The organism is Corynebacterium sp. HMSC06D04, assembly GCF_001807315.1.
Classification (GTDB): domain Bacteria; phylum Actinomycetota; class Actinomycetes; order Mycobacteriales; family Mycobacteriaceae; genus Corynebacterium; species Corynebacterium simulans.
This window is the reverse complement of sequence record NZ_KV788522.1, coordinates 14,079-38,667: the sequence shown is the minus strand read 5'-3', so window position 1 is coordinate 38,667 and position 24,589 is coordinate 14,079. Positions and strand designations below refer to the sequence as shown.

Annotated in this window: 17 protein-coding genes; 8 read left to right on the top strand and 9 right to left on the bottom strand. The window is 60.9% G+C overall.

Features of this window, described 5'->3' with window-relative positions; all coding sequences use genetic code 11:
• Positions 1-28 precede the first annotated feature (28 nt).
• From grpE to HMPREF3155_RS00120, 5 genes are all read right to left on the bottom strand, one after another.
• Entirely contained in the window at positions 29-775 is a 747-nt protein-coding gene (grpE, locus tag HMPREF3155_RS00140) for a nucleotide exchange factor GrpE (RefSeq protein WP_070432277.1), read from the bottom strand.
• Entirely contained in the window at positions 775-2,619 is a 1,845-nt protein-coding gene (gene dnaK / locus HMPREF3155_RS00135; protein WP_070432276.1) for a molecular chaperone DnaK, read from the bottom strand. Before dnaK ends, grpE begins: the two co-directional genes overlap by 1 nt.
• A 230-nt stretch (positions 2,620-2,849) precedes the next feature.
• The gene (locus HMPREF3155_RS00130; protein ID WP_246817617.1) at positions 2,850-3,590 is read right to left on the bottom strand and encodes an ABC transporter ATP-binding protein; all 741 of its coding nucleotides are present in this window, start codon (positions 3,588-3,590) and stop codon (positions 2,850-2,852) included.
• Positions 3,591-3,649: 59 nt separating this feature from the next.
• Positions 3,650-4,651 carry a FecCD family ABC transporter permease gene (locus HMPREF3155_RS00125; RefSeq protein ID WP_168162298.1) on the bottom strand — a complete coding sequence of 334 codons (1,002 nt, stop codon included), beginning with the start codon at positions 4,649-4,651 and terminating at the stop codon, positions 3,650-3,652.
• Complete coding sequence (locus HMPREF3155_RS00120) at positions 4,648-5,583, bottom strand: FecCD family ABC transporter permease (protein ID WP_256374607.1); 936 nt, start codon at positions 5,581-5,583, stop codon at positions 4,648-4,650. The genes HMPREF3155_RS00125 and HMPREF3155_RS00120 overlap by 4 nt, the downstream gene beginning before the upstream one ends.
• A 161-nt stretch (positions 5,584-5,744) precedes the next feature.
• Between HMPREF3155_RS00120 and HMPREF3155_RS00115 the strand changes: the two genes are divergently transcribed.
• From HMPREF3155_RS00115 to HMPREF3155_RS00105, 3 genes are all read left to right on the top strand, one after another.
• Positions 5,745-6,857, top strand: coding sequence for an ABC transporter substrate-binding protein (locus tag HMPREF3155_RS00115; protein WP_070432273.1), 1,113 nt, complete (start codon positions 5,745-5,747; stop codon positions 6,855-6,857).
• Between the two features lie 402 nt (positions 6,858-7,259).
• A complete protein-coding gene (locus HMPREF3155_RS00110; protein ID WP_070432272.1) occupies positions 7,260-10,745 on the top strand; it encodes a bifunctional proline dehydrogenase/L-glutamate gamma-semialdehyde dehydrogenase in 3,486 nt (1,161 codons plus the stop codon).
• Between the two features lie 107 nt (positions 10,746-10,852).
• Complete coding sequence (locus HMPREF3155_RS00105; RefSeq protein WP_246817613.1) at positions 10,853-12,286, top strand: AI-2E family transporter; 1,434 nt, start codon at positions 10,853-10,855, stop codon at positions 12,284-12,286.
• A gap of 166 nt (positions 12,287-12,452) precedes the next feature.
• On the opposite strand, the gene HMPREF3155_RS00100 is transcribed toward HMPREF3155_RS00105, so the two are convergent.
• From HMPREF3155_RS00100 to HMPREF3155_RS00085, 4 genes are read right to left on the bottom strand one after another with little or no spacing between them, the layout of a single operon-like run.
• A complete protein-coding gene (locus HMPREF3155_RS00100; protein ID WP_061924947.1) occupies positions 12,453-13,049 on the bottom strand; it encodes a nucleosidase in 597 nt (198 codons plus the stop codon).
• A gap of 33 nt (positions 13,050-13,082) precedes the next feature.
• Positions 13,083-14,372, bottom strand: coding sequence for a sulfate adenylyltransferase subunit 1 (locus HMPREF3155_RS00095; RefSeq protein WP_070432270.1), 1,290 nt, complete (start codon positions 14,370-14,372; stop codon positions 13,083-13,085).
• Entirely contained in the window at positions 14,372-15,280 is a 909-nt protein-coding gene (cysD, locus tag HMPREF3155_RS00090; RefSeq protein ID WP_070432269.1) for a sulfate adenylyltransferase subunit CysD, read from the bottom strand. Before cysD ends, HMPREF3155_RS00095 begins: the two co-directional genes overlap by 1 nt.
• Positions 15,277-16,062, bottom strand: coding sequence for a phosphoadenylyl-sulfate reductase (locus tag HMPREF3155_RS00085; RefSeq protein WP_070432268.1), 786 nt, complete (start codon positions 16,060-16,062; stop codon positions 15,277-15,279). The genes cysD and HMPREF3155_RS00085 overlap by 4 nt, the downstream gene beginning before the upstream one ends.
• Positions 16,063-16,234: 172 nt before the next feature.
• Here HMPREF3155_RS00085 and HMPREF3155_RS13165 point away from each other — a divergent pair, with 172 nt between their 5' ends.
• The 5 genes from HMPREF3155_RS13165 to HMPREF3155_RS00060 all read left to right on the top strand — a co-directional run bounded on the left by HMPREF3155_RS13165 (position 16,235) and on the right by HMPREF3155_RS00060 (position 24,572).
• Positions 16,235-16,414 carry a hypothetical protein gene (locus tag HMPREF3155_RS13165; protein ID WP_070432267.1) on the top strand — a complete coding sequence of 60 codons (180 nt, stop codon included), beginning with the start codon at positions 16,235-16,237 and terminating at the stop codon, positions 16,412-16,414.
• A gap of 96 nt (positions 16,415-16,510) precedes the next feature.
• The gene (locus HMPREF3155_RS00075; protein WP_061924961.1) at positions 16,511-18,253 is read left to right on the top strand and encodes an ABC transporter ATP-binding protein; all 1,743 of its coding nucleotides are present in this window, start codon (positions 16,511-16,513) and stop codon (positions 18,251-18,253) included.
• Positions 18,253-20,220 carry an ABC transporter ATP-binding protein gene (locus HMPREF3155_RS00070; RefSeq protein ID WP_070432266.1) on the top strand — a complete coding sequence of 656 codons (1,968 nt, stop codon included), beginning with the start codon at positions 18,253-18,255 and terminating at the stop codon, positions 20,218-20,220. Before HMPREF3155_RS00075 ends, HMPREF3155_RS00070 begins: the two co-directional genes overlap by 1 nt.
• A gap of 146 nt (positions 20,221-20,366) precedes the next feature.
• The gene (locus tag HMPREF3155_RS00065; RefSeq protein WP_070432265.1) at positions 20,367-23,012 is read left to right on the top strand and encodes a (Fe-S)-binding protein; all 2,646 of its coding nucleotides are present in this window, start codon (positions 20,367-20,369) and stop codon (positions 23,010-23,012) included.
• Between the two features lie 273 nt (positions 23,013-23,285).
• Positions 23,286-24,572, top strand: a complete 1,287-nt coding sequence (locus tag HMPREF3155_RS00060; RefSeq protein WP_070432264.1) for a cation:proton antiporter — start codon at positions 23,286-23,288, stop codon at positions 24,570-24,572.
• The last annotated feature ends 17 nt before the right edge of the window (positions 24,573-24,589 follow it).

The following is a 24,589-nucleotide window of genomic DNA, read 5'->3' as shown; positions in this document are numbered from 1 at the left end:
TTTGTTTAAGCCCTGACGCCACCTCGCACTATTCGGAAGCAGATTCCGAACCGGCAGATTCAGCACTGCCCTCGCCGGCCTCCGTGGAGGCGTCCGGTGCATCCGCGATGATTACCATCGCGGTGCGCACCAGCTTCTCGCCTACCTTGTAGCCACGGCGTAGAACGGTACCGACTGCCTGCTCGCCACCACTAGAGAGATCCTGCACAGCCTCATGGATTTCCGGGTCGAAGGCGTCGCCTTCTTCGCCGAATGGCTGCAGCTGGTTCTTCTCCAGCACGCCGGAGAGCTTGTCGGAGATAGCCTTCAGTGGGCCCTCCTCGAGGTCGCCGTGCTGACGTGCGAGCTCTAGGTCATCAAGGATAGGCAGGAATTCTGCCAGGACTTTGGCCTTGGAAGCCTCGATGACAGCCTGGCGCTCGCGCTCGGTGCGGCGGCGGTAGTTGGTGTACTCCGCATTCAGACGCTGCAGATCCTCGGTGCGCTCAGCCAGCTGCGCCTCTAGGGAGTTGCCCTGGTCAGCGGCAACGTCGGCTGCTGCCTCAGCCTGGTCGGCTGCGTCTTCTGCGGAGACGTCGGCAAGCGCGGCTTCCAGATCCGCATCCAAAGTTGGATCAAGTTCTGCCTCGTCGGCGGAGTCAGCCTGCGCGTCCTGTGCAGCCTGAGCCTCTTGCGCTTCCGCGGCAGCTGCCTCAGCGCGGTCCGCCGAGGTTACCTCTGGATCAGTGTTGTCCGGGTCGCCTGGGTTTTGCGGCATTCCGCTGTTCTGAGTCATTACTTGTCGCCATCCTTGGTCTCGTCTTCGTCGACTACCTCTGCGTCAACAACGTTTGGGTCGGACTCGGCACCAGCTGCGGCGCCCTCAGCACCGGCCTCAGCGGCCTGTGCCTCGTAGATCTGCTTGCCCATCTCCTGGGAGACGGTGCCCAGCTTCTCAACTGCGGACTTGATGGCCTCGATGTCATCGCCCTTCAGAGCCTCATCGACGGCGTCGGCAGCCTCGGTGACCTGGGCCTTAACGTCCTCGGAAACCTTGTCGGAGTTCTCATCCAGGAACTTGCGGGTCTGGTAGGAGGTGGACTCTGCCTGGTTACGCAGCTCCTGCTCCTCGCGGCGCTTCTTATCCTCTTCGGCGTGTGCCTCAGCGTCCTTGACCATGCGGTCGATCTCTTCCTGGGACAGGCCGGAACCATCCTGAATCTTGATGGTGTTTTCCTTGCCGGTGCCCTTGTCCTTAGCGGAAACGGAGACGATGCCGTTGGCGTCGATGTCGAAGGTGACCTCGATCTGTGGGACGCCACGCGGTGCCGGAGCGATGCCACCGAGCTCGAAGGAGCCGAGCAGCTTGTTAGCGGAAGCCATCTCGCGCTCACCCTGGAAGACCTGGATCTGAACGGAAGGCTGGTTGTCTTCCGCGGTGGTGAAGGTCTCGGACTTCTTGGTCGGAATAGTGGTGTTGCGCTCGATGAGCTTGGTCATCACGCCGCCCTTGGTCTCGATGCCGAGGGACAGTGGGGTGACGTCGAGAAGCAGCACGTCCTTGACCTCGCCGCGCAGAACGCCTGCCTGCAGAGCAGCGCCCACTGCAACGACCTCGTCCGGGTTAACGCCCTTGTTTGGCTCGCGGCCGGTCAGTTCCTTGACCAGCTCGGAAACAGCCGGCATACGGGTGGAACCGCCGACGAGAACGACGTGGTCAACCTCGGACAGGGACAGGCCTGCGTCCTTGATGACCTGGTTGAACGGAGCCTTGGTGCGGTCCAGCAGATCCTGGGTGATCTTCTGGAACTCGGTACGGGACAGGGTCTCATCCAGGAAGAGCGGGTTCTTCTCGGAGTCAACGGTGATGTACGGCAGGTTGATGTTTGCGGACTGGGAGGAAGACAGCTCGATCTTTGCCTTCTCAGCAGCCTCGCGCAGACGCTGCAGGGCCATCTTGTCCTTGGTCAGGTCGATGCCGTTAGCGGACTTAAACTTCTCAACGAGCCAGTCCACGATGCGCTGATCCCAGTCATCGCCACCGAGCTGATTGTCACCAGCGGTTGCCATAACCTCAACGACGCCGTCGCCGATTTCCAGCAGGGAAACGTCGAAGGTGCCGCCGCCCAGGTCGAAGACCAGGATGGTCTGCTCCTGCTCGCCCTTCTCCAGGCCGTAAGCCAGTGCAGCTGCGGTTGGCTCGTTGACGATACGCAGAACGTTCAGGCCCGCAATCTGGCCGGCTTCCTTGGTGGCCTGACGCTGGGAGTCCTCGAAGTATGCCGGGACGGTAATAACAGCATCGGTGACGTCCTCACCGAGGTATGCCTCAGCGTCGCGCTTGAGCTTCATCAGTGTGCGAGCGGAAATCTCCTGCGGGGTGTACTTCTTGTCATCGATATCGATGGTCCAGTCGGTGCCGATGTGGCGCTTGACGGAGCGGATGGTGCGATCAACGTTGGTGACCGCCTGGTTCTTCGCGGACTGGCCGACGAGGATTTCACCGTTCTTAGCGAAAGCCACGACGGACGGGGTGGTGCGAGAACCCTCGGAGTTAGCAATAACGGTGGCTTCGCCACCTTCCAGTACGGATACGACCGAGTTGGTGGTACCGAGGTCAATTCCTACTGCGCGTCCCATGATCTTTTCTCCTTGCTTGGTTGGGTTTGTTCTTAACTTGATAATGCGCGACTCAACTTCTGACGCGTCCAGTCAGAGACTCTAACAGAAGCAACACTCAAAGTCATCCAAACCTGAGCGCCGGTCACTCAACCTACACAACGCGGACAAACTCAAAGTTGTTCCCGATCGACTCAACTTTTTTATTTATTGCCAGCACGCTGGGGAAATGAAGCTGCTCAATTGGCGGCTCACCCCACTGGGACGATTGCTGGCTCTCCGTCCGCATTCACAACGCGGACTGCCAAGCCGTAAAGATCCTCGATCAGGGCAGGGTTAATGACATCGCGCGGCGCGCCCGCATCCCGCACCGTTCCATCTTTCATCGCCACGACGTAATCGGCATAACGCAACACATGCGCCAAGTCATGAATTACCGCAACGAGGGTCTTGCTACCCGCCAGCTCTTTCATCAACTTCATGAAGGAATGCTGATACCCAATATCCAAGGCACTCGTTGGCTCATCCAAGAAAAGTACAGGCGTTTCCTGTGCGAGAGCCATGGCCAGCCAAGCGCGTTGACGCTGACCACCTGACAACGCCGCCACCTCGGCCTCTTCCAATTCCTCAAGGCCTACCTCCGCTAGCGCACGACTAACAGCACGCTCGTCTTCCTGGCTCCTCCACCCCATAAATCCTTGGTGAGCGAAGCGCCCTCGCGCAACCAATTCTCGGACATTAATCCCCTCAGGGGCTACGGATTGCTGCGACATCACAGCAACGCGCTGGGCATATTTTCGCCGCGAGAGTAAAGCTGCGTCTTCTTGACCAATATGCACCGCACCTGCGCTCGGTGTTTCTAACCGCGCAAGCACCTTCACCAGGGTGGACTTTCCACAACCATTCGGGCCAATGATGGCTGAGAATTTGCCCGCGGGGAAAGACACATCCACCGAGTCGAGAATTAACGGGGCAGTTCTCCTATAGGACATGCTCAACCCCTCAGCCCGCACGCTCGGCGCACCGTCACACACTTTTTGTTCGTTCATTTTTACCGGCCTTTCACGCGCGCAAATCGGGATTGCCACAACAGCAGACCCGCAAGGTAGATGCCACCAGCACAGACAGTTACAAGGCCGGCGGGCAAAGTAATAGGGAAAAATAGGCGCTGCCCCGCTAAGTCAGCAGCGAGCAAGAAAAGAGCGCCGAGCACTCCTGAAGCCAACACCGGTGTCCTGTCTGGACGCGAGAGCAACCGAGCCATATGAGGGGCCGCGAGGGCGATAAATGAGATTGGGCCCGCTATCGCCGTCGATACAGCGACAAGAACTGTGCCAACCAGAACCATCACCACACGTGCACGATTCACGTTCAACCCCAACGAACTCGCCGTGCTATCCCCCAGGGCAAGTGCGTCGCACCAGCCACGCAGCAGCAACCCAGCGACGCACGCCACGCCTCCGAGCACCCCCAAGGGGATAACGTAGCCCCAGGACACAGCATTCAATGTTCCAGCCGCCCAAGTCGCCGCACCTAAGGATTGCTCCAACTCGCCGCTTAGAATCAGCCACTTGTTTATTGCTGAAAGAAAGAACGTCACTCCAATCCCCACCACAATCAGCCTTGCTCCCGTGAGCCTTCCGGCAAATGAAAGCCCCATGATGAGTAACGCAGTGACAGTCCCACCCACCAACGCGCCTAGCGCAATATTAAATGCGGAACTAAAGCCCGCCAAGGATACCGCGATGACACCGGTATAGGCACCGGTATTAAACCCGATGATGTCGGGCGAGCCCAGAGGATTGTGGGTGAGGATCTGAAAGATGGCGCCCGCTATGCCCAAACACATTCCTACGACAATCGCGGCAACCACCCGCGGAGCACGCCATTGCCACACGACGGTGGCCGCAAAGTCAGTGCTATTGGGATTCGTAGCCACGGACCACAACGCTGCGCTATCCTGCCCGGCACCAGGCGAGAAGAGCGAATAGGCAGCAATAGCTAGCGCGACGATCACAATACCTGCAAAGGACAAAACACTTCTCACGCTCACAACCACAACCTCCTTCCAGCGCGATGGGACAACGCAATCAATACTGGGGCACCAATGAGCGATACCGCGACGCCAGCCGGCAACTCGGCCGCGATAAGAAAGCGACCAACAATGTCAGCACCCAACAAGAACAGAGGCCCGACCACGGCAGAGGCAGCGAGTTGCGCCCGCTCTTCATAAATTCCGCACAGCCTGACCACATGCGGAATAACCAAGCCAACAAATACAATCACCCCCGCTGCCGCTGTGGCCGTAGCCGCCAAGACCGTTACCGCTGCGATAAGTCCCAAGCGCGTCATCTTGAGGTTGATCCCAAGACTCGCCGCGGCTTCATCCCCCAAAGCAAGGGGCGGCAAGTGACGCGCAAAGACAATCAGCAGCACCACACCAACTGCTAACCCGCCGGACGTAATCGCCACCGGTGCCCACGAGGCCACGTCAACAGAGCCCGTCACCCAAGCGCGGATACGTGCGAAAGAGTGAGGATCTACCAGGATGAGAGCTGAAGAAAGGCCTTCACATACCGCTCCGATAGCTACACCAGCGAGTATCAGCCGGAGAGGATCGACATCTCCCATCCTGCCACGCCCCACCGCGGTTACCAGCAGCATAGTCACTGCTGCACCGATAATGGCTGCGAAAGAAAAAGCTACAGGAGACTGCCATCCCCACCAACCCAAGGCAATGGCCGCGGCCAAGCTGGCGCCGACGTTGATGCCGAAGACTCCGGTATCTGCCAACGGATTGCGAGTCATAATCTGCAGAACTGCGCCAGCTAGAGCGAGGGCACAGCCCGCACAAACGGCAACCACGGTACGGGGAAGTCGCCTCTCCCACACGATCGAAGCAGCAATGCTTGGCTGCCCGCGAAGGGCCGATATCACGTCACTCAAGGGTATGCTACGCGCACCCACGGCCAGTGATAGCGCCACACCGATACAGAGAACGGCAACACCAGCAGCCACTACCCAACCAAGACGTCGATGATTTGTTTTCCGGCCACTCGCCTCTAGTTCCACCGCCGCCATCACTTAAAAACCTTCACACGCTCAAGTTTCCTTAGTTTGACCTAATTTAGGTTAGGCTACCCATTATGGATCTTCAAAAGAAAATCGACCCCCACACTCCGCTCCTCCGTCTCACCGCCGTTGGTCTTGCCACAGCACTGGCACTCACTGGCTGCGCCAGCCTCGAAAACACCGATTCAAACGCCGACACTTCCACCCCATCCTCCTCACCGTCAGAGAAAAAATCAGGAAACTCCAATTCAGCCTCGGGAAATGACTCCGTGGCAACCGGTGGCGAAGGCTTTGCCGGAGCCGGAGAGAAGACCCGATCCTTCGGCAGCGATGCAGCCCCCGGTCAGTTCCCCCGCACAGTCACGCATGCCCGCGGCACAACCGAGCTCAAAGAAAAGCCCCAACGGATAGTCGTTCTCGAAAGCGGTGAACTCGACTCCGTCCTAGCCCTGGGCATGAAACCCGTCGGCATGACCACATCGAAGGGTCAGAACCCCATTCCTGAATACATGGCCGACCAAGCAAGCGGCATCGACACGGTAGGCACGGTCCACGAAGTCAATATGGAAAAAATCGCTTCCCTACAGCCCGACCTCATCATCGGCTCGCAGCTGCGCCTGGATAAATACTACGACCAACTCAATTCCATTGCCCCCACTGTTTTCTCGATTCGACCCGGATACACGTGGAAAGAAAACTTCCGACTGATCGGGGAAGCCCTCGGCGAGGAAGAACGCACGGAACAAGTCATGGCCGACTATGACAAGAAAATCGAAGAAGTAAAGAAGGCCATTAAGGACGGGCCGGCTAGCGAAGACACCACCGTCACCATTCTGCGCTTCATGCCAGGCAAGGTACGCCTTTACGGGCGCCTTTCGCTCATTGGAACGGTGCTTGATGACGCCGGCCTCGCCCGCCCCGCCAACCAGGACATCGAAGAGCTCGCTACGGAAATCTCACCGGAGAGCATTGACCAAGCGGACGCTGACTACATCTTCTACTGCAGCTACGGCGATCCTTCCGCCACCGGCCAAGACACTGCCATTGCCACTGAAGCTTTCCAGCAGCTTCCAGCGGTCAAAGATGGCCATGCCATCGAGGTCAGTGATGACACGTGGGCTCTCGGCTTAGGACCTCTGGGCGCACAGAAGATCGCTGCTGATCTCGCGGAGTATCTCAGCCACTAACGCGGGGGTAGCGACCTCCCCTCAAAACAACACCTGTGGGATTGACTCACCCCAACTTAAGGGGCTAGCTTTCATGTAAGCGAGATGGGTTACACGTCTACGATTTTTGTGCGGCGGGCCATATCACGGTCACCGATTTCTCGCTAATCAGGCCAGGCTGCTGCCTGGCTGCTCCCCACATACAAGAAGGGTGGTCGCACATGAATGCTCATTTCATTAGGCAGCGTCGTTCTTCCGACCGGCCACCGGTTGTGTACGCCAGCGTTAAATAAGCACCTCTTTTTCACACAGACTGAACGGCACGGCGCAGAGTGTGCGCCCGTGTTGGACTAGAAAGTCTGCCATTTCTGCTTTCCGAAAGGCCGCACCAGTGCGCCTTAAGACCCATAAAGGTTGTAATCCATGACTAACGATGCTCACACCCCCGTGCCCGAATCCACCGACATTGACGCCGTGCTGATCGACGCCGCCGCGGCCCAAGCCCACTCCTGGCTCGCCTCCACCGCCGACGAGCAGGACCCGGCCACAGAACAACTCGCAGACTTATTGCGCAACCCGGACGGGGTGGCCTTCACCATGGACTTCGTTGACCGCGTCATGCGCCCAGAAGACGATAAGGTCGCGGCCCACGCGCTGAAGTCCGTCACCACCACCTACGATGCTTCCTTCCTCGGCCTCATCAACGGATCGCTGGTGGGCCTGGGTGGTTTCTTCGGACCGATCCTGCCGAACCTGGTCATGCCGCTGGCGCGCATGCGCATGCGCCAGATGGTGGGACACCTGGTGCTCGACGCCGAGAGCGATGCCCTGAACAAGACCTTGGACAAGGCCGCCGAGTCCGGCGAGCAGCTCAACCTCAACCTCCTCGGTGAGGCGGTGCTGGGCGACGACGAAGCGCGCTCCCGCGCCGAGCGCACCCTCAAGCTCATCCAGAACCCGCGCGTGACCTACGTGTCCGTCAAGGCTTCTTCCATGGTGGCCCAGCTCAACCCATGGGACATCGATGGTTCCGTCGAGCGCCTGAAGGAGCGCTTGCGCCCACTGTATGAAGAGGCCGTCAAGCGCTCTCCTAACGTATTCATCAACCTGGATATGGAGGAGTACCACGACCTTCACCTGACCATCCGCCTGTTCAAGGAGCTGCTCTCCGAGCCGGAATTCAAGAACCTAGAAGCTGGCATCGTCTTGCAGGCTTACCTGCCAGATACCTTCGAGGCCCTGCAGGAAGTAGCGGAGTTTGCCAAGGAGCGCGTGGCAACCGGCGGCGCCAAGGTCAAGGTCCGCATCGTGAAGGGCGCGAACCTGTCCATGGAGCACGTCCAGGGTGAGGTCCATGGCTGGCCGGTTGCTACCTACACCGACAAGGCAGACGTGGATGCGAACTACTACCGCCTGCTGGATTACATCGTGCGCCCGGAGTTCGCCGACTCCGTGCGTATCGGCGTTGCTACCCACAACCTGTTCACCGCGGCTTTGGGCTACGAGCTCGGCAACGCCCGCGGCGTGCTGCACATGCTCGACTCCGAGATGCTGCAGGGCATGTCCCCGGCACAGCAGGCTGCAGTCCGCGAGGTCTACGAGGGGCGCCAGATCCTCTACACCCCGGTCGTCCACGCGGAGGACTTCGACGTCGCCGTGTCTTACCTAGTCCGCCGCTTGGAGGAGAACTCCGCCAGCCAGAACTTCCTCTACGCGCTGTTCGCGCCGGATGAGCCGGAGCGCGATTCCCGTGGCAACAAGCGTGCTGGCACCCCGATTGAGCAGCAGGAAGCTCACTTCCGCGCGGCAGTAGAAAACCGCTGGGAGACCTTCGCCGGCCCAGAGCGCACCCAGAACCGCATCGAAGAAGAGGCTGCGGGTGAAGGCCGCCAGGCCCCACGCGGTGGCCGCTTCACCAACGAGCCGGACACCGACCCAGCCCTGGAAGCCAACCGCGAGTGGGCGCATAAGCTGCTGAGCCAGGACCCAGGCCACCACGGCATCGACGAGGTCACTGATCCGGAGGCCGTCAACGCTGCCGTAGCCACCGCCTCTTCGCTTGCCGACGCATGGAGCTCTAGGTCCGGCGCAGAGCGCGCTGCCGTCCTCGAGACCGTGGCAGACAAGCTGGCGGCTACCCGCTCCCGTCTCATCAACGTCGCAGCCTACGAGGCCAACAAGACCATCACGCAGACCGACCCAGAAATCTCTGAGGCCATCGACTTCGCCGTCTACTACGCACACTCTGCTCGCCTGCTCGATGAGGCACGCTCTAAGTTCACCCCGAACCGCGTCACCGTGGTCACCCCACCGTGGAACTTCCCTATCGCTATTCCGGTAGGCGGCATGCTCTCCGCCCTAGCTGCGGGTTCCGCCGTCATCATCAAGCCGGCGCCACAGGTTGTCCACTGTGCCAAGGTGGCAGTCGAGTGCGTACACGCCGCGTTGGAGGAGCACGGCCTCGACCGCGACCTCGTCCAGCTCGTGCTCACCGATGAGGGCGAAGCAGGCAAGGCTCTCATCTCCCACGCGGATGTCGATGCTGTCATCCTGACCGGCGCATCCGATACCGGCAAGCTCTTCCGCTCCTGGCGTCCAGAGATGAACCTGATGGCGGAGACCTCCGGCAAAAACGCGCTCATCATCACCCCGGCTGCGGACCCTGACCTGGCTATTGCGGATCTTTATCTCTCCGCATTCGGCCACTCTGGTCAGAAGTGCTCTGCTTCCTCCCTGGTCATCTTCGTCGGCGCCGCCGGCACTTCCGAGCGCCTGCGCGGCCAGCTTCTCGACGCCGTGCGCACCCTCAAGGTAGGCCCAGGCTATGACATCACCACCACCATGAACGGCCTGGCCGAGGCACCAAGCGAGAAGCTGCTGCGCGGTCTCACCCAGCTGGAGCCAGGCGAGAGCTGGCTGCTCAAGCCGGAAAAGCTCAATGAGGAAAGCACCCTGTGGTCCCCAGGCATCCGCGATGGTGTGAAGCCGGGCTCCTGGTTCCACCTCAACGAGTGCTTCGGCCCAGTGCTCGGCATCATGCACGCCGAAACCCTCGAGCAAGCCATCGAGTGGCAGAACTCCACCGGCTACGGTCTGACCGGCGGCATCCACTCCCTCGACGACGATGAGATCCAGTACTGGATCGACAACGTCGAGGTCGGCAACGCCTACGTCAACCGCGGCATCACTGGCGCCATTGTCCAGCGTCAGTCCTTCGGCGGCTGGAAGAAGTCCGTCATGGGCCCAGGTGCCAAGGCAGGCGGCCCGAACTACGTCGCGCAGATGGGCACCTGGGCAGACGGCGAGCTGCGCCCACGCGAGGTCGACGTCCCAGCGGCGGTGGCCAACGAGCTGCGTAACCTGGCAGGCCGGGCCGCGCTTTCCGACGCCGACGTCGAGTGGCTCTGGCGCGCCGCCGAGCTCGACCAGCTGGCCTGGATGGAAGAATTCGGCCGCGACCATGACCGCACCGGCCTGATTTCGGAGGCAAACATCTTCCGCTACGTGCCGCTGCTAGACAAGCTGCGCGTGCGCATCGGCGAAGGCTTCGCACTGCGCGACGTCATCCGCCAGGCACTCGCCGCCGCAGTCACCGGAACCAAGGTGGAGTTCTCCGCTACCCCGGCCGTCGCAGAGCAGCTCGCGGTGCTGGGCATCGAGGTGCGCCAGCTTTCCGATGCCGCCTTCGCATCCGAGCTCTCCCGCGCCGAGTCTGCCCGTGTACGCACGCTCGGCGCCGTCGCGGACACCGCTCGCGAGGCAGCCGTGGAGTCCAACTCCGTCATTCTTGACCAGCCAGTTCTGGCCGACGGCCGTCGTGAGCTGCTGCCTTACCTGCTGGAACAGGCCGTATCGGTGACCATGCACCGCTTCGGCATCATCCGCTCCGTCGCCGGCATCGAGCGCTAACCCGGCGCCCAGCCGCTACCAGCAGCCAACCGTGGCTGCGTAGCAATCGCCCGTCTCCTGCACTTTTAGGAGACGGGCAGATGTATTCATATGGCAAGATAGGTCAGGTGAATTCCAAAGATACATCTGCCTCATCTGCCAAAGACTCCGTGGCAGTCCCACAGGGCGCCGAGAATGCCGAGCACCGGCTACCGCAGCCACTCGTCAGCAATGACGCCGAGAGCGTGGGCTCCGATGCGCCGAAGCCGATTCGTGAGGATCTGAAGACGGAGGTCTTAGCAAAAGATTTCCGCACGCTGGCAAAGGCCTCTGGTCGATTTATCCTCATCATCGCGGCTGCGGCCATTGCTGGTTACCTGCTGAAGTTCCTATGGACCGGCCTCCTGCCAGTCATCCTGGCCATCTTGGTCGCCACGGTCCTCTACCCTGTGACCGCATGGATGCGCACGAAGCTGCGCTTCCCCGGCGCGCTGGCCGCTGCCACGACTCTGCTGGGCTTCTTCGCCATCGTCACCGGCATCTTCGCCGCAATGGCGCCGACCGTGAAAAACCAGAGCCAGGACTTAATCCACCAGGCCCAAGGCGGCATCGATGAGCTCATCAAGCTCGGCGAGAAGCTCCCTGTCGATATTGATGAGACCAAGGTTCAGCAACTCATCGATGATGTAACCAACGCGGTTAAGGGCCAAGCCTCCAACATCGCCACCGGCGTCATGAGCGGCTTCTCCACGGTCAGCTCCATCGTGGTGACCATCGTCATCATGCTCTTCCTGACCTTCTTCTTTATTAAGGAAGGCGAGAAGTTCCTACCGTGGATGCGCAAATACACCGGATTCCCAGCCGGTTGGCACATGACTGAGCTGTGCAACCGCATTTGGAAGACGCTCTCGGGCTACATCCAGGCCCAGGCCACCGTCGCGCTTGTCGATGCCGTTCTCATCGGCCTCGGCCTCATGGTCCTGCAGGTACCGCTGGCATTCGTCATCGGTGTCGTGACTTTCTTCGCGAGCTTCATTCCGCTGGTCGGTGCGATTACCGCCGGTGCCCTCGCCGTTATCGTGGCCCTGGTTTCCCACGGCCTGACAACCGCACTGCTTGCCCTGCTCGTGGTCGTTGCAGTCCAGCAGATTGAGGGCAATGTCCTACAGCCGATCCTGCAGTCCAAGGCTATGGGCCTGCACGCTGCGGTCATCCTTCTGTCTGTCACGGTGGGCTCTGCGCTGGCTGGCATTATCGGCGCATTCCTCGCGGTGCCGGTGGCGGCGACCATTGGCGTCACCTTCCGTTACCAGGCGCTGGTTACCGCCATTCGCGCTGGTGAAGTTGACCCGAACGAGGCGGAGATTGTCACCGGTGCCCCGAAGCCGAAGCGCAAGGCCCGCCTGCAGAAGCAGAAGGAAGACTCCGAAGCCCACATCGATGCTTCCGGCAGCAGCCCAGAGCTCGACGCCGCCCGATCCGTGGAGAAACTCGACCCGGATTCCCCACGCGCCAAGGTCCGCGAGCTCTACAACATGATTGCGCCGAAGGCTTCCGCTTAGTCCTCTTCGCGGCCCCGCTCTCCAAATGGTGAGGTCGCCCCACAACTCCTGCGGCTACAGTTACCTGCTGGGGCGCATGTTGCGTGACCTCACCATTTGTTCCTCACCATTTGGGGTCGGGCCATCTAAGGTCGGGCCAAATTGCACCGGCCCCAACTCCGCCGAGCTAGGAGCGCGGTAGAAAGCCCAATTCCCGCACAGCATCAGCTAGCTCATGTGCTGCTCGCGGAAGCGCATCATCCCAGGCGCCAACGGAGGACTCGTTAGCTGGGTCAGATACTTGCTTCAACAGGGTGACTGGTACGCCGAAACGCTGACACACTGCGGCGATGGCGTAGCCCTCCATGTCACAAAGTCCAGAGTCGACAGCCAAGCGGTCACGAGTGGCGGTGTCAGAAACAAACATGTCACCAGTGGCCAGGCCCTGAGCCGGGAACTTGCCGCTCGTGGGAAGCTCAATAACCGCAGGCAGCAGGTAACGGGAGATATCGCTTAACACTTTGAGCTGAAAGTCGTGTTTGACCACGCGATCAACCTCATAGACTCCATCCAGCCCATCGCGCAGCGCGCCCACCGTGCCGATGTTGACCACGCGCTCCGGCAAAGTACCCTCCTCACGCGCGACGGTGAGGTACTCAGTGAGCGAAATTGCCGCAGGCAGAGTACCAATCCCCGTAACGAGTAAAGGCGTGCCTTCCGGAAGAGCGGCTGCTTCTTTATCGACGGCAGCAACAAACAGAATGCGGGCGCTGTAATCAATCACATTAAAGAATTCTACCGTTACACCGGTGAAGCCTTAGCCGCGCAGGCGCTTGCCCACGAAGCCCGCGGCCAGAGTGTTGCCATTGGCCTGGTCGATGAGCAAGAAGTTACCCACCGCGCCGCGCGCCGCGTAGCCTTCAACAGGCAGCTCAGCCTGCGTTTGCACGGTGATGTACGCGATATCGTTGAGGCTCGCCTTCTCCGGCGCCTCATCGTCAGCCACACCATCCAAGTCCAGGATGCGGTCTACCGATGCCACGCGGGCCTTGACCAGCGAGGTTCCATAGCGCAGCTTGAGCATCTGCCCCGGCGTGATGTCCTTTTCTGTGAGCACCACCGCAGTCGCAGCAAACTCACGGACATCGGCCGGGCGGGCGCTGCCCGCCAGCAGGTCACCACGAGTTAGGTCAATTTCATCGGCCAAACGCAGCACCACCGAATCACCGGCGGTCGCGCGCTCCTCGGGGCCAAGTTCCCCGTCGGTGGTGTCGATGTGAGTGACCGTCGTCGTCCGACCATGCGGCGCGGTCACCTCGTCACCGACCGCAACCGTGCCCGCCTTGATGCGTCCCGCGTAGCCGCGGTAGTCAGAGGCATGCTCGCGAATCACGTGCTGAATGGGGAAACGGAAATCCAGCTCCTCCGCGCGGCCACCGGCCACCGGGATGGTCTCAAGGGTTTCCAGCACCGTCGAGCCGGTGTACCACTGCATCGACGCGGATTTCTCCACGACGTTATCGCCCTTCAGCGCGGAAATCGGGATGACCGTGGAATCTGTAATTCCCAGGCGACGTGCAATCTCACCGAACTCCGCCTCAATCGCGCGGAACGTCGCCTCATCATAATCCACCAGGTCAATCTTGTTGACTGCAAGAATCACGTGGCGCACGCCCAGCAGCGCAGCCACGTTCAGGTGGCGACGCGTCTGCTCGACGACGCCGTGTCGGGCGTCGATAAGCAGCACCACTGCCTGGGAGGTAGACATGCCGGTGACCGTGTTGCGTGTGTACTGCACATGGCCCGGGGTATCCGCCAAGATGAAGGTGCGCTTGTCCGTCGCAAAGTAGCGGTAGGCCACATCGATCGTGATGCCCTGCTCGCGCTCGGCACGCAGGCCGTCGACAAGCAAGCTCAAATCCATGCCGTCGAAACCGCGATCCGCCGAGGAGCGTTCCATGGATTCTACCTGGTCCGCCAGCACAGACTTGGTGTCATAAAGAAGGCGGCCAACGAAGGTGGACTTACCGTCGTCCACAGAACCCGCAGTGCACAGGCGCAGCGTCTCGCGGGTGGTGAGGCGTTCGACGAGTGAAGAATTAGTCATCAGAAGTAGCCTTCCTTCTTGCGGTCTTCCATGGCGGATTCAGAAAGTTTGTCATCCGCGCGGGTCGCGCCGCGCTCGGACAGGGTGGAAACGGAAATCTCCGCCAGGATTTCCTCCGGGGTCGAGGCCGTGGATTCAACGGCGCCAGTGCAGGACATATCGCCCACGGTGCGATAACGCACGGTCTTCTTTTTAAGCTCCTCGCCCTCGCGCGGGCCGCCCCACTCGCCTGGGCACAGCCACATGCCATTGCGATTGAACAGCTCGCGTTCGTGGGAGTAATAGATGGAAGGAAGCTGCAGCTCGCGTGCGCCGATGTACTCCCAGATATCGGACTCGATCCAGTTGGAGATTGGGAAGACGCGCACGTTCTCACCGGCCATCTTGCCGCCGTTGTAGAGATCCCACAGCTCTGGGCGCTGGCGGCGCGGATCCCAGCCGCCAAAGGAATCGCGGATGGAGAAGATGCGTTCCTTCGCACGCGCCCGCTCCTCGTCGCGGCGGGCGCCGCCCAGCACGGCATCGTACTGGCGCTGCGCGATGGTTTCAACCAGCGGCACCGACTGCAGCGGATTGCGTGTACCATCAGGGCGTTCCTGCAGCTCGCCGCGGTCAATCCAATCTTGTACCTTAGCCACGTGCAGGCGCGCACCGGTCTCAGCAACCAAGCGGTCACGGAATTCGATGACCTCCGGGAAGTTATGCCCGGTATCAACGTGCAAAAGCTCGAAAGGCACCACCGCCGGCGCAAAAGCACGGCGCGCCAATTCGAAGACCACCACGGAATCCTTGCCGCCGGAGAAAAGCAGGCCGACCTTATCGAACTGGCCTGCTACCTCGCGCAGGATGTGGATGGACTCATTTTCCAAGTCCTTTAAGTGGGGCGAAAGTGTGTTTTTCTGTGTCATTCGTGCAACCCGCATTCTGTCTTGCCGTCTCCAAAAATCCTGCCGGAACGAGCGTCCTCGCCCTTACCCACCGGGAAGGTCAAAGGCGCACAGCCGATAGAGCGATAGCCTTTCAGCGTCAAGGGATGGATAATCAGATCATTGTCCGCAATATAGCGATCCGTATCTTCCAAATCCCAGGTAATCATCGGCGAAATCTTTAACCTTCCGTGCTGGTCCAGGCTCAGCGCTGGGGCCGTGGCGCGATGTTCAGAATCCGCGCGGCGCAGACCGGTCACCCAACCAACGTATGGATCCATCGCTATGTTCAGCGGTTCCACTTTGCGCATACGGTTATATGCGCTGGTATCACGTGCATATAGCCTCGGACCATAGATTTCGTCCTGTTCCTCCGGGCTCAGCAGCGGTTTCACGCGGACAAGGGGGAGATCCGCATAGCGCTCCTCAACCTCGTTGGCCACAGCCAACGTCTCCGGAAAGTGCCAGCCAGTGTCGATAAAGAGCAGGTCTGCGTCCAGCTGTGCGCGGTGCGCGAGCTCCGCCAGCACCGTGTTTTCCATCGACATCGTCACTGCCAGCCGGCCCGGCGCGTGCTCTGCAGCCCACGCCATGATGTTTTCGGCGGATTCTGCATAGAGCTTGTCCGCCCATTCATCGACAAGGCGCTCGTTTTTCGCGGCAATATCTTGGTTGAGCGGCGCGGTATCGCGCGTGCCTTCCGGGCTAATGCTGGGGTCGCGGTAGGGCTTGTCGCCGTCCAGCAGGTTTAACGATTGGGTCATGCCGACTCACTTTAGGCAAGGCGGCGCATTCGTGCAGAAGAAACTGCGCGCTGAGCACGTGAATAGGCCGATGAGCTTGGGGCAATGCAAGAATAAAAATTGCCAGAACTGAACAGCTCGGACTAGATTATTAGACAACACGGTCTATAAACAATAAACCAAGGAGGTTTCCATGCAGCGTGTCGCAATCGTCGGCGATGGCCCGGCGGCGCTATCCACAGCTGAAAGGCTCATCGGCGCCGGCATGTGCGTGGACCTCGTCTGTGCCAGCCCACCGAGCAGCCCGAAGACTGGGCCACCGTCACCCGCCGCGCGCAACTTGCGCCAGTCTGCTTTTAGCACTCAAACTTGATTCAGCCGATACCACCTGCACGCGGCTAGTCACATTCTTCACATTCGCATTAGACTCGACCGAGTTAATTTCAATTCTTAAGTAAAGGTCGGTCTAGTGGAGCTAGTTCGCATTCTGGTCTCTCGATCAAAACCCTATGGTGGCTTCGTGCTTGCAGTCATTGTGCTCCAAGCACTATCCACCGCCGCCACCTTGTATCTGCCCTCGCTCAACGCTGACATCATCGACAACGGCGTGGTCAAGGTGGACATCGACTATATCTGGCACACCGGCGGCATCATGCTCGCCGTAGCTTTCGCCCAAGTCATTACCGCCGTCGCCGCCGTGTGGTTTGGAGCCCGCACCGCCATGGGCGTCGGCCGCGACCTGCGCAGCGAGGTCTTTCGCCGCGTCGCTCGTTTCTCCGCCGAGGACATGGGCCACTACGGCACGCCCACCCTCATCACGCGCGGCACGAACGACGTCCAGCAGGTGCAGATGGTTTACCTGATGATGTTGGACTTCATGGTGGCCGCACCCATCATGTCCATCGGCGGCATCGTCATGGCGGTGCGCGAGGATGCCGGATTGTCCTGGTTGGTCTGGGTCGCCGTGGCGGTTCTCCTCGGCGTGATTTCCGCGCTCATCGCCAAGCTCATGCCGCTTTTCCACAGCATGCAGGACAAACTCGATTCCCTAAACGGCACCCTCCGCGAACAAATCGTGGGCATTCGTGTCGTGCGCGCCTTCGTCCGCGAGGCCCACGAGACCGAGCGCTTCACCAAGGCCAACCACGATCTCACGCAGCTTTCCTTGAAGATCGGCCAGATTTTCGTCCTGATGTTCCCCATCATCACTGTCATCCTCAACGTCGCTACCGGCGCCGTGCTGTGGTTCGGTGGCCACCGCGTGGATGAGGGCCTTGTGGAAGTCGGCGCGCTGACCGCGTTCTTGCAATACCTGCTGCAAATCCTCGCCGCCGTCATGATGGGCACGTTCATGGCCATGATGCTGCCCCGCGCCATTATCTGCGCTAAGCGCATCACCGAGGTACTGGAGCACGAGCCTTCCATCGCCGAGCCTGCGAAGAACGTGACGCCGGAGCGCAACGACGGCGTCGTCGAGTTCCGTGACGTCACATTCACCTACGCCGGCGCCGACGCCCCGGTCCTCCACGACATCTCCTTCACTGCCCGGCCCGGCCAGACCACCGCCATCATCGGCTCCACCGGCTCCGGCAAGTCGACCTTGCTGCACCTGATTCCGCGTTTGTATCTGCCCACCGAGGGCCAGGTGCTTCTCGACGGCGCGGATGTCTCCCGCATGAACCGCCAGGACATCGTCAAGCGCGTGTCCCTCGTGCCGCAAAAGCCCTACCTGTTTAGCGGAAGCGTGGCTTCTAACCTGCGCCTCGGCCGCCCTGAAGCCACCGACGAGGAGCTGTGGGAAGCGCTGCGCATCGCCCAAGCAAACTTCGTGGAAAGGGACGAAAAGGGCCTGGACATGCCCATTTCCCAAGGCGGAACGAACGTCTCCGGCGGCCAGCGCCAGCGCCTATCCATCGCGCGCATGCTCGTTGCGCGACCGAAGGTGCTGCTCTTCGACGACTCCTTCTCTGCCCTCGACGTGGTCACCGACGCGAACGTACGTCAGGCCCTGCACGAGAGCCCGCTGCTTGCCGACGCCACGATGATGGTCGTCGCCCAGCGCGTGTCCTCCATCATGGACGCCGACCAAATCCTGGTCATGGAAGCCGGCCGCATCGTTGCCCGTGGCACCCACGCCGAGCTGGTCGAAGGCTCTGAAACTTATAAGGAAATCGTCGATTCTCAAGCCACACCAGTAGAAGGTGAGCAGTAATGGCAAGCACTGCACAAGATGCGCACGGCATGACCGAAGAAGAGCTCCACGAACTCGAAGCCAAGACCGCCGGGGACGATTGGTCCGGCAACGCCCCACGCAAGGCTAAGGCATTCTGGCCTTCCGCGAAGCGCTTGTTCGGGCTGCTCATGCCCTTCAAATCGCGGCTTATCATCATCGCATTGATGAACATCGTCTGCGTATTCCTCGCGGTCTACGCACCGAAGGTGATGGGCAAGGCAACCGACGTCATCTTCGCCGGCGTGCTTTCCAAGCAGCTGCCGGCGGGCACCAGCGAGGAGCAGGTCATCGAGGGCCTGCGGGCGGAAGGCAAGGACACCTTCGCGGACATGGCTTCCGCCATGGACCTGCGCCCAGGCCTGGGCATCGACTTCACGCAATTGGGCCGCATCATCACCATCGTCATCGCGATGTACTTGGTCTCCGCGCTCTTCCAGTGGTGGCAGGGTCATATTCTCAACTCATTGGTGATGCGCGCGGTCTATGACCTGCGCCAACGCATCCAGGCCAAGGTCAACGCGCTGCCGCTGAACTACTTCGACACCAACTCCCGCGGCGACCTGCTCTCGCGCACGACAAACGACGCCGACAATATCCAGACCGCGCTCCAGCAAGCGGTCTCGCAGGTCTTCTACGACCTGCTCATGGTGGTGGGCATTACCGTCATGATGTTCTCCGTGTCTTGGCAGCTCGCACTGGTGGCCCTGCTTTCGCTGCCGCTGACCGGCATCGTCATTGGTGTCATCGGCGCGCGCTCGCAGAAGCAATTCGCCACCCAGTGGCGTGCCACCGGCCAACTCAACGGCCAGGTGGAAGAGGCCTTCTCCGGGCACGACCTCGCCTTGGTCTATGGCCGCATGGACGCCATGACCGAAGAATTCGATGAGCGCAATGAGGAGCTTTATAAATCTGCATCGCAAGCGCAGTTCCTCTCCGGCATGATGATGCCGGTCATGCAGTTCATCTCTTATCTGTCCTACGTGGTCATCGCCGTGATGGGCGCGCTGCGCGTGGCCCACGGCCAGCTCACCTTGGGTGGCGCACAAGCCTTCATTCAGTACTCCCGCGAGTTCAACCAGCCGCTGGGCCAGCTGGGCGGCATGATGCAGCAAATCCAATCCGGTGTTGCTTCCGCCGAGCGCGTCTTCGAATTCCTCGACGCTGAGGAACAGCGCCCGGACACCGCGACCTCGCACTTCGAAGGCCGCGCGCGGGGCTTGGTGGAGTTCCGCGGCGTGGACTTCTCCTACTCGGAAGACAAGCCGCTCATCGAGGATCTCAACCTGCGCGTTGAGCCGGGCCAGACCGCCGCCATCGTCGGGCCTACCGGCGCGGGCAAGACCACGCTGGTCAACCTCATCATGCGCTTCTACGAGCTGAATTCCGGCACCATCACTATCGATGGCAATGACACCGCCGAAATGTCGCGCACCGAACTGCGCTCGCAGGTGGGCATGGTGCTCCAGGACGCTGTGCTCTTTGAGGGCACCATCATGGAAAACATCCGCTACGGCCGCCTAGATGCCACCGACGAGGAGGTCATCGAAGCAGCAAAGGCCACCTACGTGGACCGCTTCGTGCGCGCTTTGCCCGATGGCTACGACACACTCATCGACCAAGACGCCGGCGCTATCTCTGCTGGCGAGCGCCAACTTATCACCATCGCACGCGCCTTCCTGGCCCAGCCGGCGTTGCTCATCCTCGACGAGGCCACCTCCTCTGTGGATACCCGCACCGAGATGCTCGTCCAGCACGCGATGAATGCGCTGCGCGCCGACCGCGCCTCCTTCGTCATCGCCCACCGTCTTTCCACCATCCGGGATGCGGACCTCATCCTCGTCATGGAGGAAGGCCGCATCGTCGAGCAAGGCACCCACGCCGAGCTGCTTGCCCGCGAAGGCGCCTACTGGCGGCTTAATCAGGCGCAGTTCGCCGAGGAAGACTAGCCTTTCGGCGAGAGCGTCGAAAAGCTGTGCCTCGCGTTTGCCGGCTGGGCTCGGTTCGAAACCGCGATGAATACCGACTCCCATCTTTGCGCGCCCACCGTTTAGGCTGTTTATATCTGCGCGCAACTTTATAAGGAGTCCGTGAAATGACAGCCGTCTTCGGTTGGCTAGCCATCCTCGTTTCGATCCCCGTGTGGGGCTACTTTGCGTACCGCGCATGGGGCATGTTCGCTTTCATTCGCTCCGGCGGGCCAACTCTGCTGCAGCGTTTCGACCACCTAGGCAAGCGCCTGTGGCGGGTCGTGGTGGAAGTATTCGGCCACACGCACTTCAAGGGCCGGCCCTTCGTCAACGCGGCACACTGGGCAGTCATGGTGGGGTTCCTCTTCGGCATCCTCGTCTGGTTTGAAGCCTATATCCAGACCTTCGCGCCGTCGCGAGGCTGGCCGCTGCTATCGCATTGGTCGGTCTATCACTTCATCGAAGAGGTCCTCGGTATCGCCACCGTTGTGGGCATTAGCTTCCTCATCGGCGTTCGCCTCAAGTATGGACACACCGAGCGCGGCTCCCGTTTCTACAACTCCCAGCCAGGCCCTGCCCGCATCGTCGAGGCCGTGGTCTTCCTGGAGGGGCTTGGAATGCTGCTGGTCAAGGCGTCGAAAATCGCGGCGTTTGGCCACGGCTCCCCGTGGGCGGATTTCCTTTCCAGCCACCTGGCCAAGCTGCTTCCCGCCTCACCGGCGCTGGTGTCCTTCTTCGCGCTGTTCAAGCTGCTTACCGGCCTGATTTTCATCTTCCTGATTTCGCGCCACTTCACCTGGGGCGTCATGTGGCACCGCTTCATGGCGTTTTTCAACATCTTCTTCCAACGCAACGTCAGCGGCGACAAGGCACTCGGCTCCCTTCCGACCCCGGACCTCGAAGAAGACATCGCCCCCGGCAGCTGGAAGATGCTGCTCGATACCACCTCGTGCACCGAGTGCGGCCGCTGCCAAGACCTTTGCCCGGCGTGGAACACCGAGAAGCCGCTGAGTCCGAAGAAGTTCGTGATGGACATGCGCGATGCCGCCGTCGAGAACTACAACCCGCACGAGGGCGTCAACGTGTTGGCAATGGCAAACGCTATTGACGACGACGTCCTCTGGTCCTGCACCAACTGCGGCGCCTGCGTGGACCAGTGCCCGACCGACATCGAGCACATCGACCACATCGCTGACCTGCGCCGCTTCAAGGTCTTGGCGGAATCCGACTTCCCCTCTGAGCTGACCGGACTGTTCAAAAACATTGAGACCAAGGGCAACCCGTGGGGCCGCAATAACTCTGAGCGCCGCGCCTGGATCGATGAGGCACGCGCCGACGGCATCGAGGTGCCTATCATCGGCGAGGACGCCACGGACTTTGCCGACATGGAGTACCTGTTCTGGGTCGGCTGCGCCGGTGCCTACGACGAACAGGGCCGCAAGACCACCCGCGCCGTGGTGGACCTGCTGCACACGGCGGGCGTGAAGTTCGGCGTGCTTTCTACTGGTGAGACCTGCACCGGCGATCCCGCGCGCCGTGCTGGCAACGAGTTCCTGTTCCAGATGATGGCGCAGCAAAACGTTGAGACCCTAAACAACGCTTTCGAAGGCGTTCCGGAAGGCCAGCGCAAGATCATCACCACCTGCCCGCACTGCTTCAACACGCTGCGCAACGAGTACCCAGATTTCGATGGGCACTTCGACGTCTTCCACCACACCCAGCTGCTTAACCGCCTAGTGCGTGAGGGGCTGCTCAAGCCGATCCCGCGTACGCCGGAAAACCGCAAGCCGATTACCTACCACGATCCGTGCTTCTTGGGCCGCCACAACAAGGTCTTCGATCCGCCGCGTGAGCTGCTGGAAGCCACTGGCGTTTCCCTCCGTGAGATGGACCGAAATCGCGACGAGGCCTTCTGCTGTGGCGCTGGCGGCGCACGCATGTTCATGGAGGAAAAGCTAGGCACCCGCATCAACGAGTTCCGTGCGGAGCAGGCCATCGCCACCGGCGCGGAGGAGATTGCCACGGGTTGTCCATTCTGCAACGTCATGTTCACCGGCGGCGTTAAAGCGCTTGCCGACGCCCCCGGTTCTGCAGCAGCGTCCGCTGCACCTGCCGTCACCGACGTTGCCCTCATGCTCCGCGCTTCCGTCGCCGACGCCGACGGCGCCCTCCCCGAGCCGCGGCCGAAGGCGTTCCTCGGCACGCCAATCCGCCGCAAGGCACCTTCCCAGACGCCTGCGCCTTCCGCGGCGCGCCCAGCATCTGCCGATTCCGCCCCAGCTGCGTCTGCTTCGGCCGCTTCCGCAACCCCAGCTGCCCCCTCTACACCTTCTCCGGCCGTGCCTGCAGCGCCAGCTGCGCCCGCACCGGCTACCCCGGCTGCTCCTGCTGCACCTGCCGCTCCCTCGGCGCCCGCCGCACCAGCCGCTCCCTCGGCGTCCGCCGCACCCTCTGCTCAAACTCCGCCAGCTCCAACTCCACCGGCCGCGCCGGCTGCACCACAACCACCTGTAACTCCAGCACCGACGGCCCCGAGTGCTCCTACTCCCCCAGCGGCTGCTGCACCACAACCACCAGCTGCGCCGGCGGCACCTAGTGCCCCGGCGCCCGCTGCACCTGCAGCACCGACTGCGCCAAAGCCACCTGCGGCAGCCACGCCTGAACCACCGGCCGCGCCAAAGCCGCCAACAGCGCCGCAGCCACCCGCAGCGCCCAAGCCACCCGCAGCGCCACAGCCACCAGCTGCGCCCAAGCCGCCAGCGTCAGAGTAAAGCTGGTTGGCCATTCACGAGGACAGTCTGGGATACCCAGGCTGCCCTTTCGTCGTTTTGGCCAAATGGTCCCGGTCATCCGGTCCGTTGCAAATGGTTGTTTATCGAGTAACTAAAAGCCGAATCAACCGAAAATCAAGGCATTTGGCAGCAAGGGGAGCTTGATAAAAGGAGCCGAGTAAAGGGGCTATCAGCAGATAGACAGGACTAGGTGGAAAAGGCGCATGCTTCGCCGAATAGGCACATGGAAGATTCGACGCGTACGCTGTTGACATGCTTAATGTCGCGACTAGCGCCGCCGACACATTGGTGCTCGCATCTGGGGAAGCTGACTACACCCCGTCCCTCGTCTCCTTCGCTTGGATCATGGCCGCCGCCCTCCTAGCGCCACTGGTTTCTTTCATGCTGAAAAACAAGATGCCCGCCGTGGCACTGCTTATCTTGTTCGGCATGATCCTGGGCCCGTCTGTATTAGACCTCGCACACGAGGACCCTGGTATCGGCATGCTCAAAGAGCTGGGCGTCGGCGCTTTGTTCCTCCTCGCGGGATTCGAAATCGATCTTGCGACGCTGAAATCTAAACAAGCCGTCACCGGCTTTTCCACCTGGTTTATCTGCATGGTGGCATGTCTCGTGGGTGCTTATTTCCTGCTCGATGACATTCCGAGTGCCATCGTCATGGCCATCGCGCTTACCTCCACGGCCTTGGGCACCATCACCCCAATGCTCAAGCAGGACAAGCTCCTCGGCACCAAGGTGGGCAATTCCGTCGTCATCCACGGCGCCATCGGCGAGGTCGCACCGATTACCGCCATGGCTCTGCTGCTCGGTACCCGCTCCACCTTGACCACGATGCTAATTCTGCTGGCCTTCATCATCATCGCGGTCGTCGTTGCGGTCATGCCGCGCGCGCTCATCGTCGCAGTGCCGTGGCTCAAGACGGCGTTCCTTTCCGGCGCAGGTTCCACAAACCAAACCATCCTCCGCCTCATCATCCTGATCCTGGCCATCCTCATGGCCGTGACCTCGGTCTTCGAGCTCGACATCGTCCTCGGTGCCTTCGCCGCAGGCATCATCCTCAACCGGATCATTCCGGACGAGTTCCACAAGCGCCTCGAAACCCGCCTCGATGTGGTCTGCTATTCCATGCTGATCCCCGTCTTCTTTGTGGTCTCCGGCATGGCCATCGATTGGCACGTCATCGCCAATAGCCCTCTCAAGGTCATCGGCATCCCCGCGCTGATTCTGGTCACCCGCGGCCTGCCGGTATTCCTGCGTGAGAACATCCACCACACCGGCTCCGATATCGAAACCACCCGCGAGCGCCTGCAGGTCGCCCTTTACGCCGCCACGGGTCTTCCGATCATCGTCGCTGTCATGACCATCGCGGTCAGCTCCAAAATCGTCGATACCGAAACCGCCTCTATCTTTGTTGCCGGTGGCGCGCTGACTGTAGCGCTCTTCCCGCTCTTATCTAGCTTGGTCAAAGGCAAGCAAGAAAACGAACCCGCAGAGCCTAAACCTCAGCCGGAATCGAAGCAGAAGAATGCTGATCACTAACAGCTGACCACAAAGGC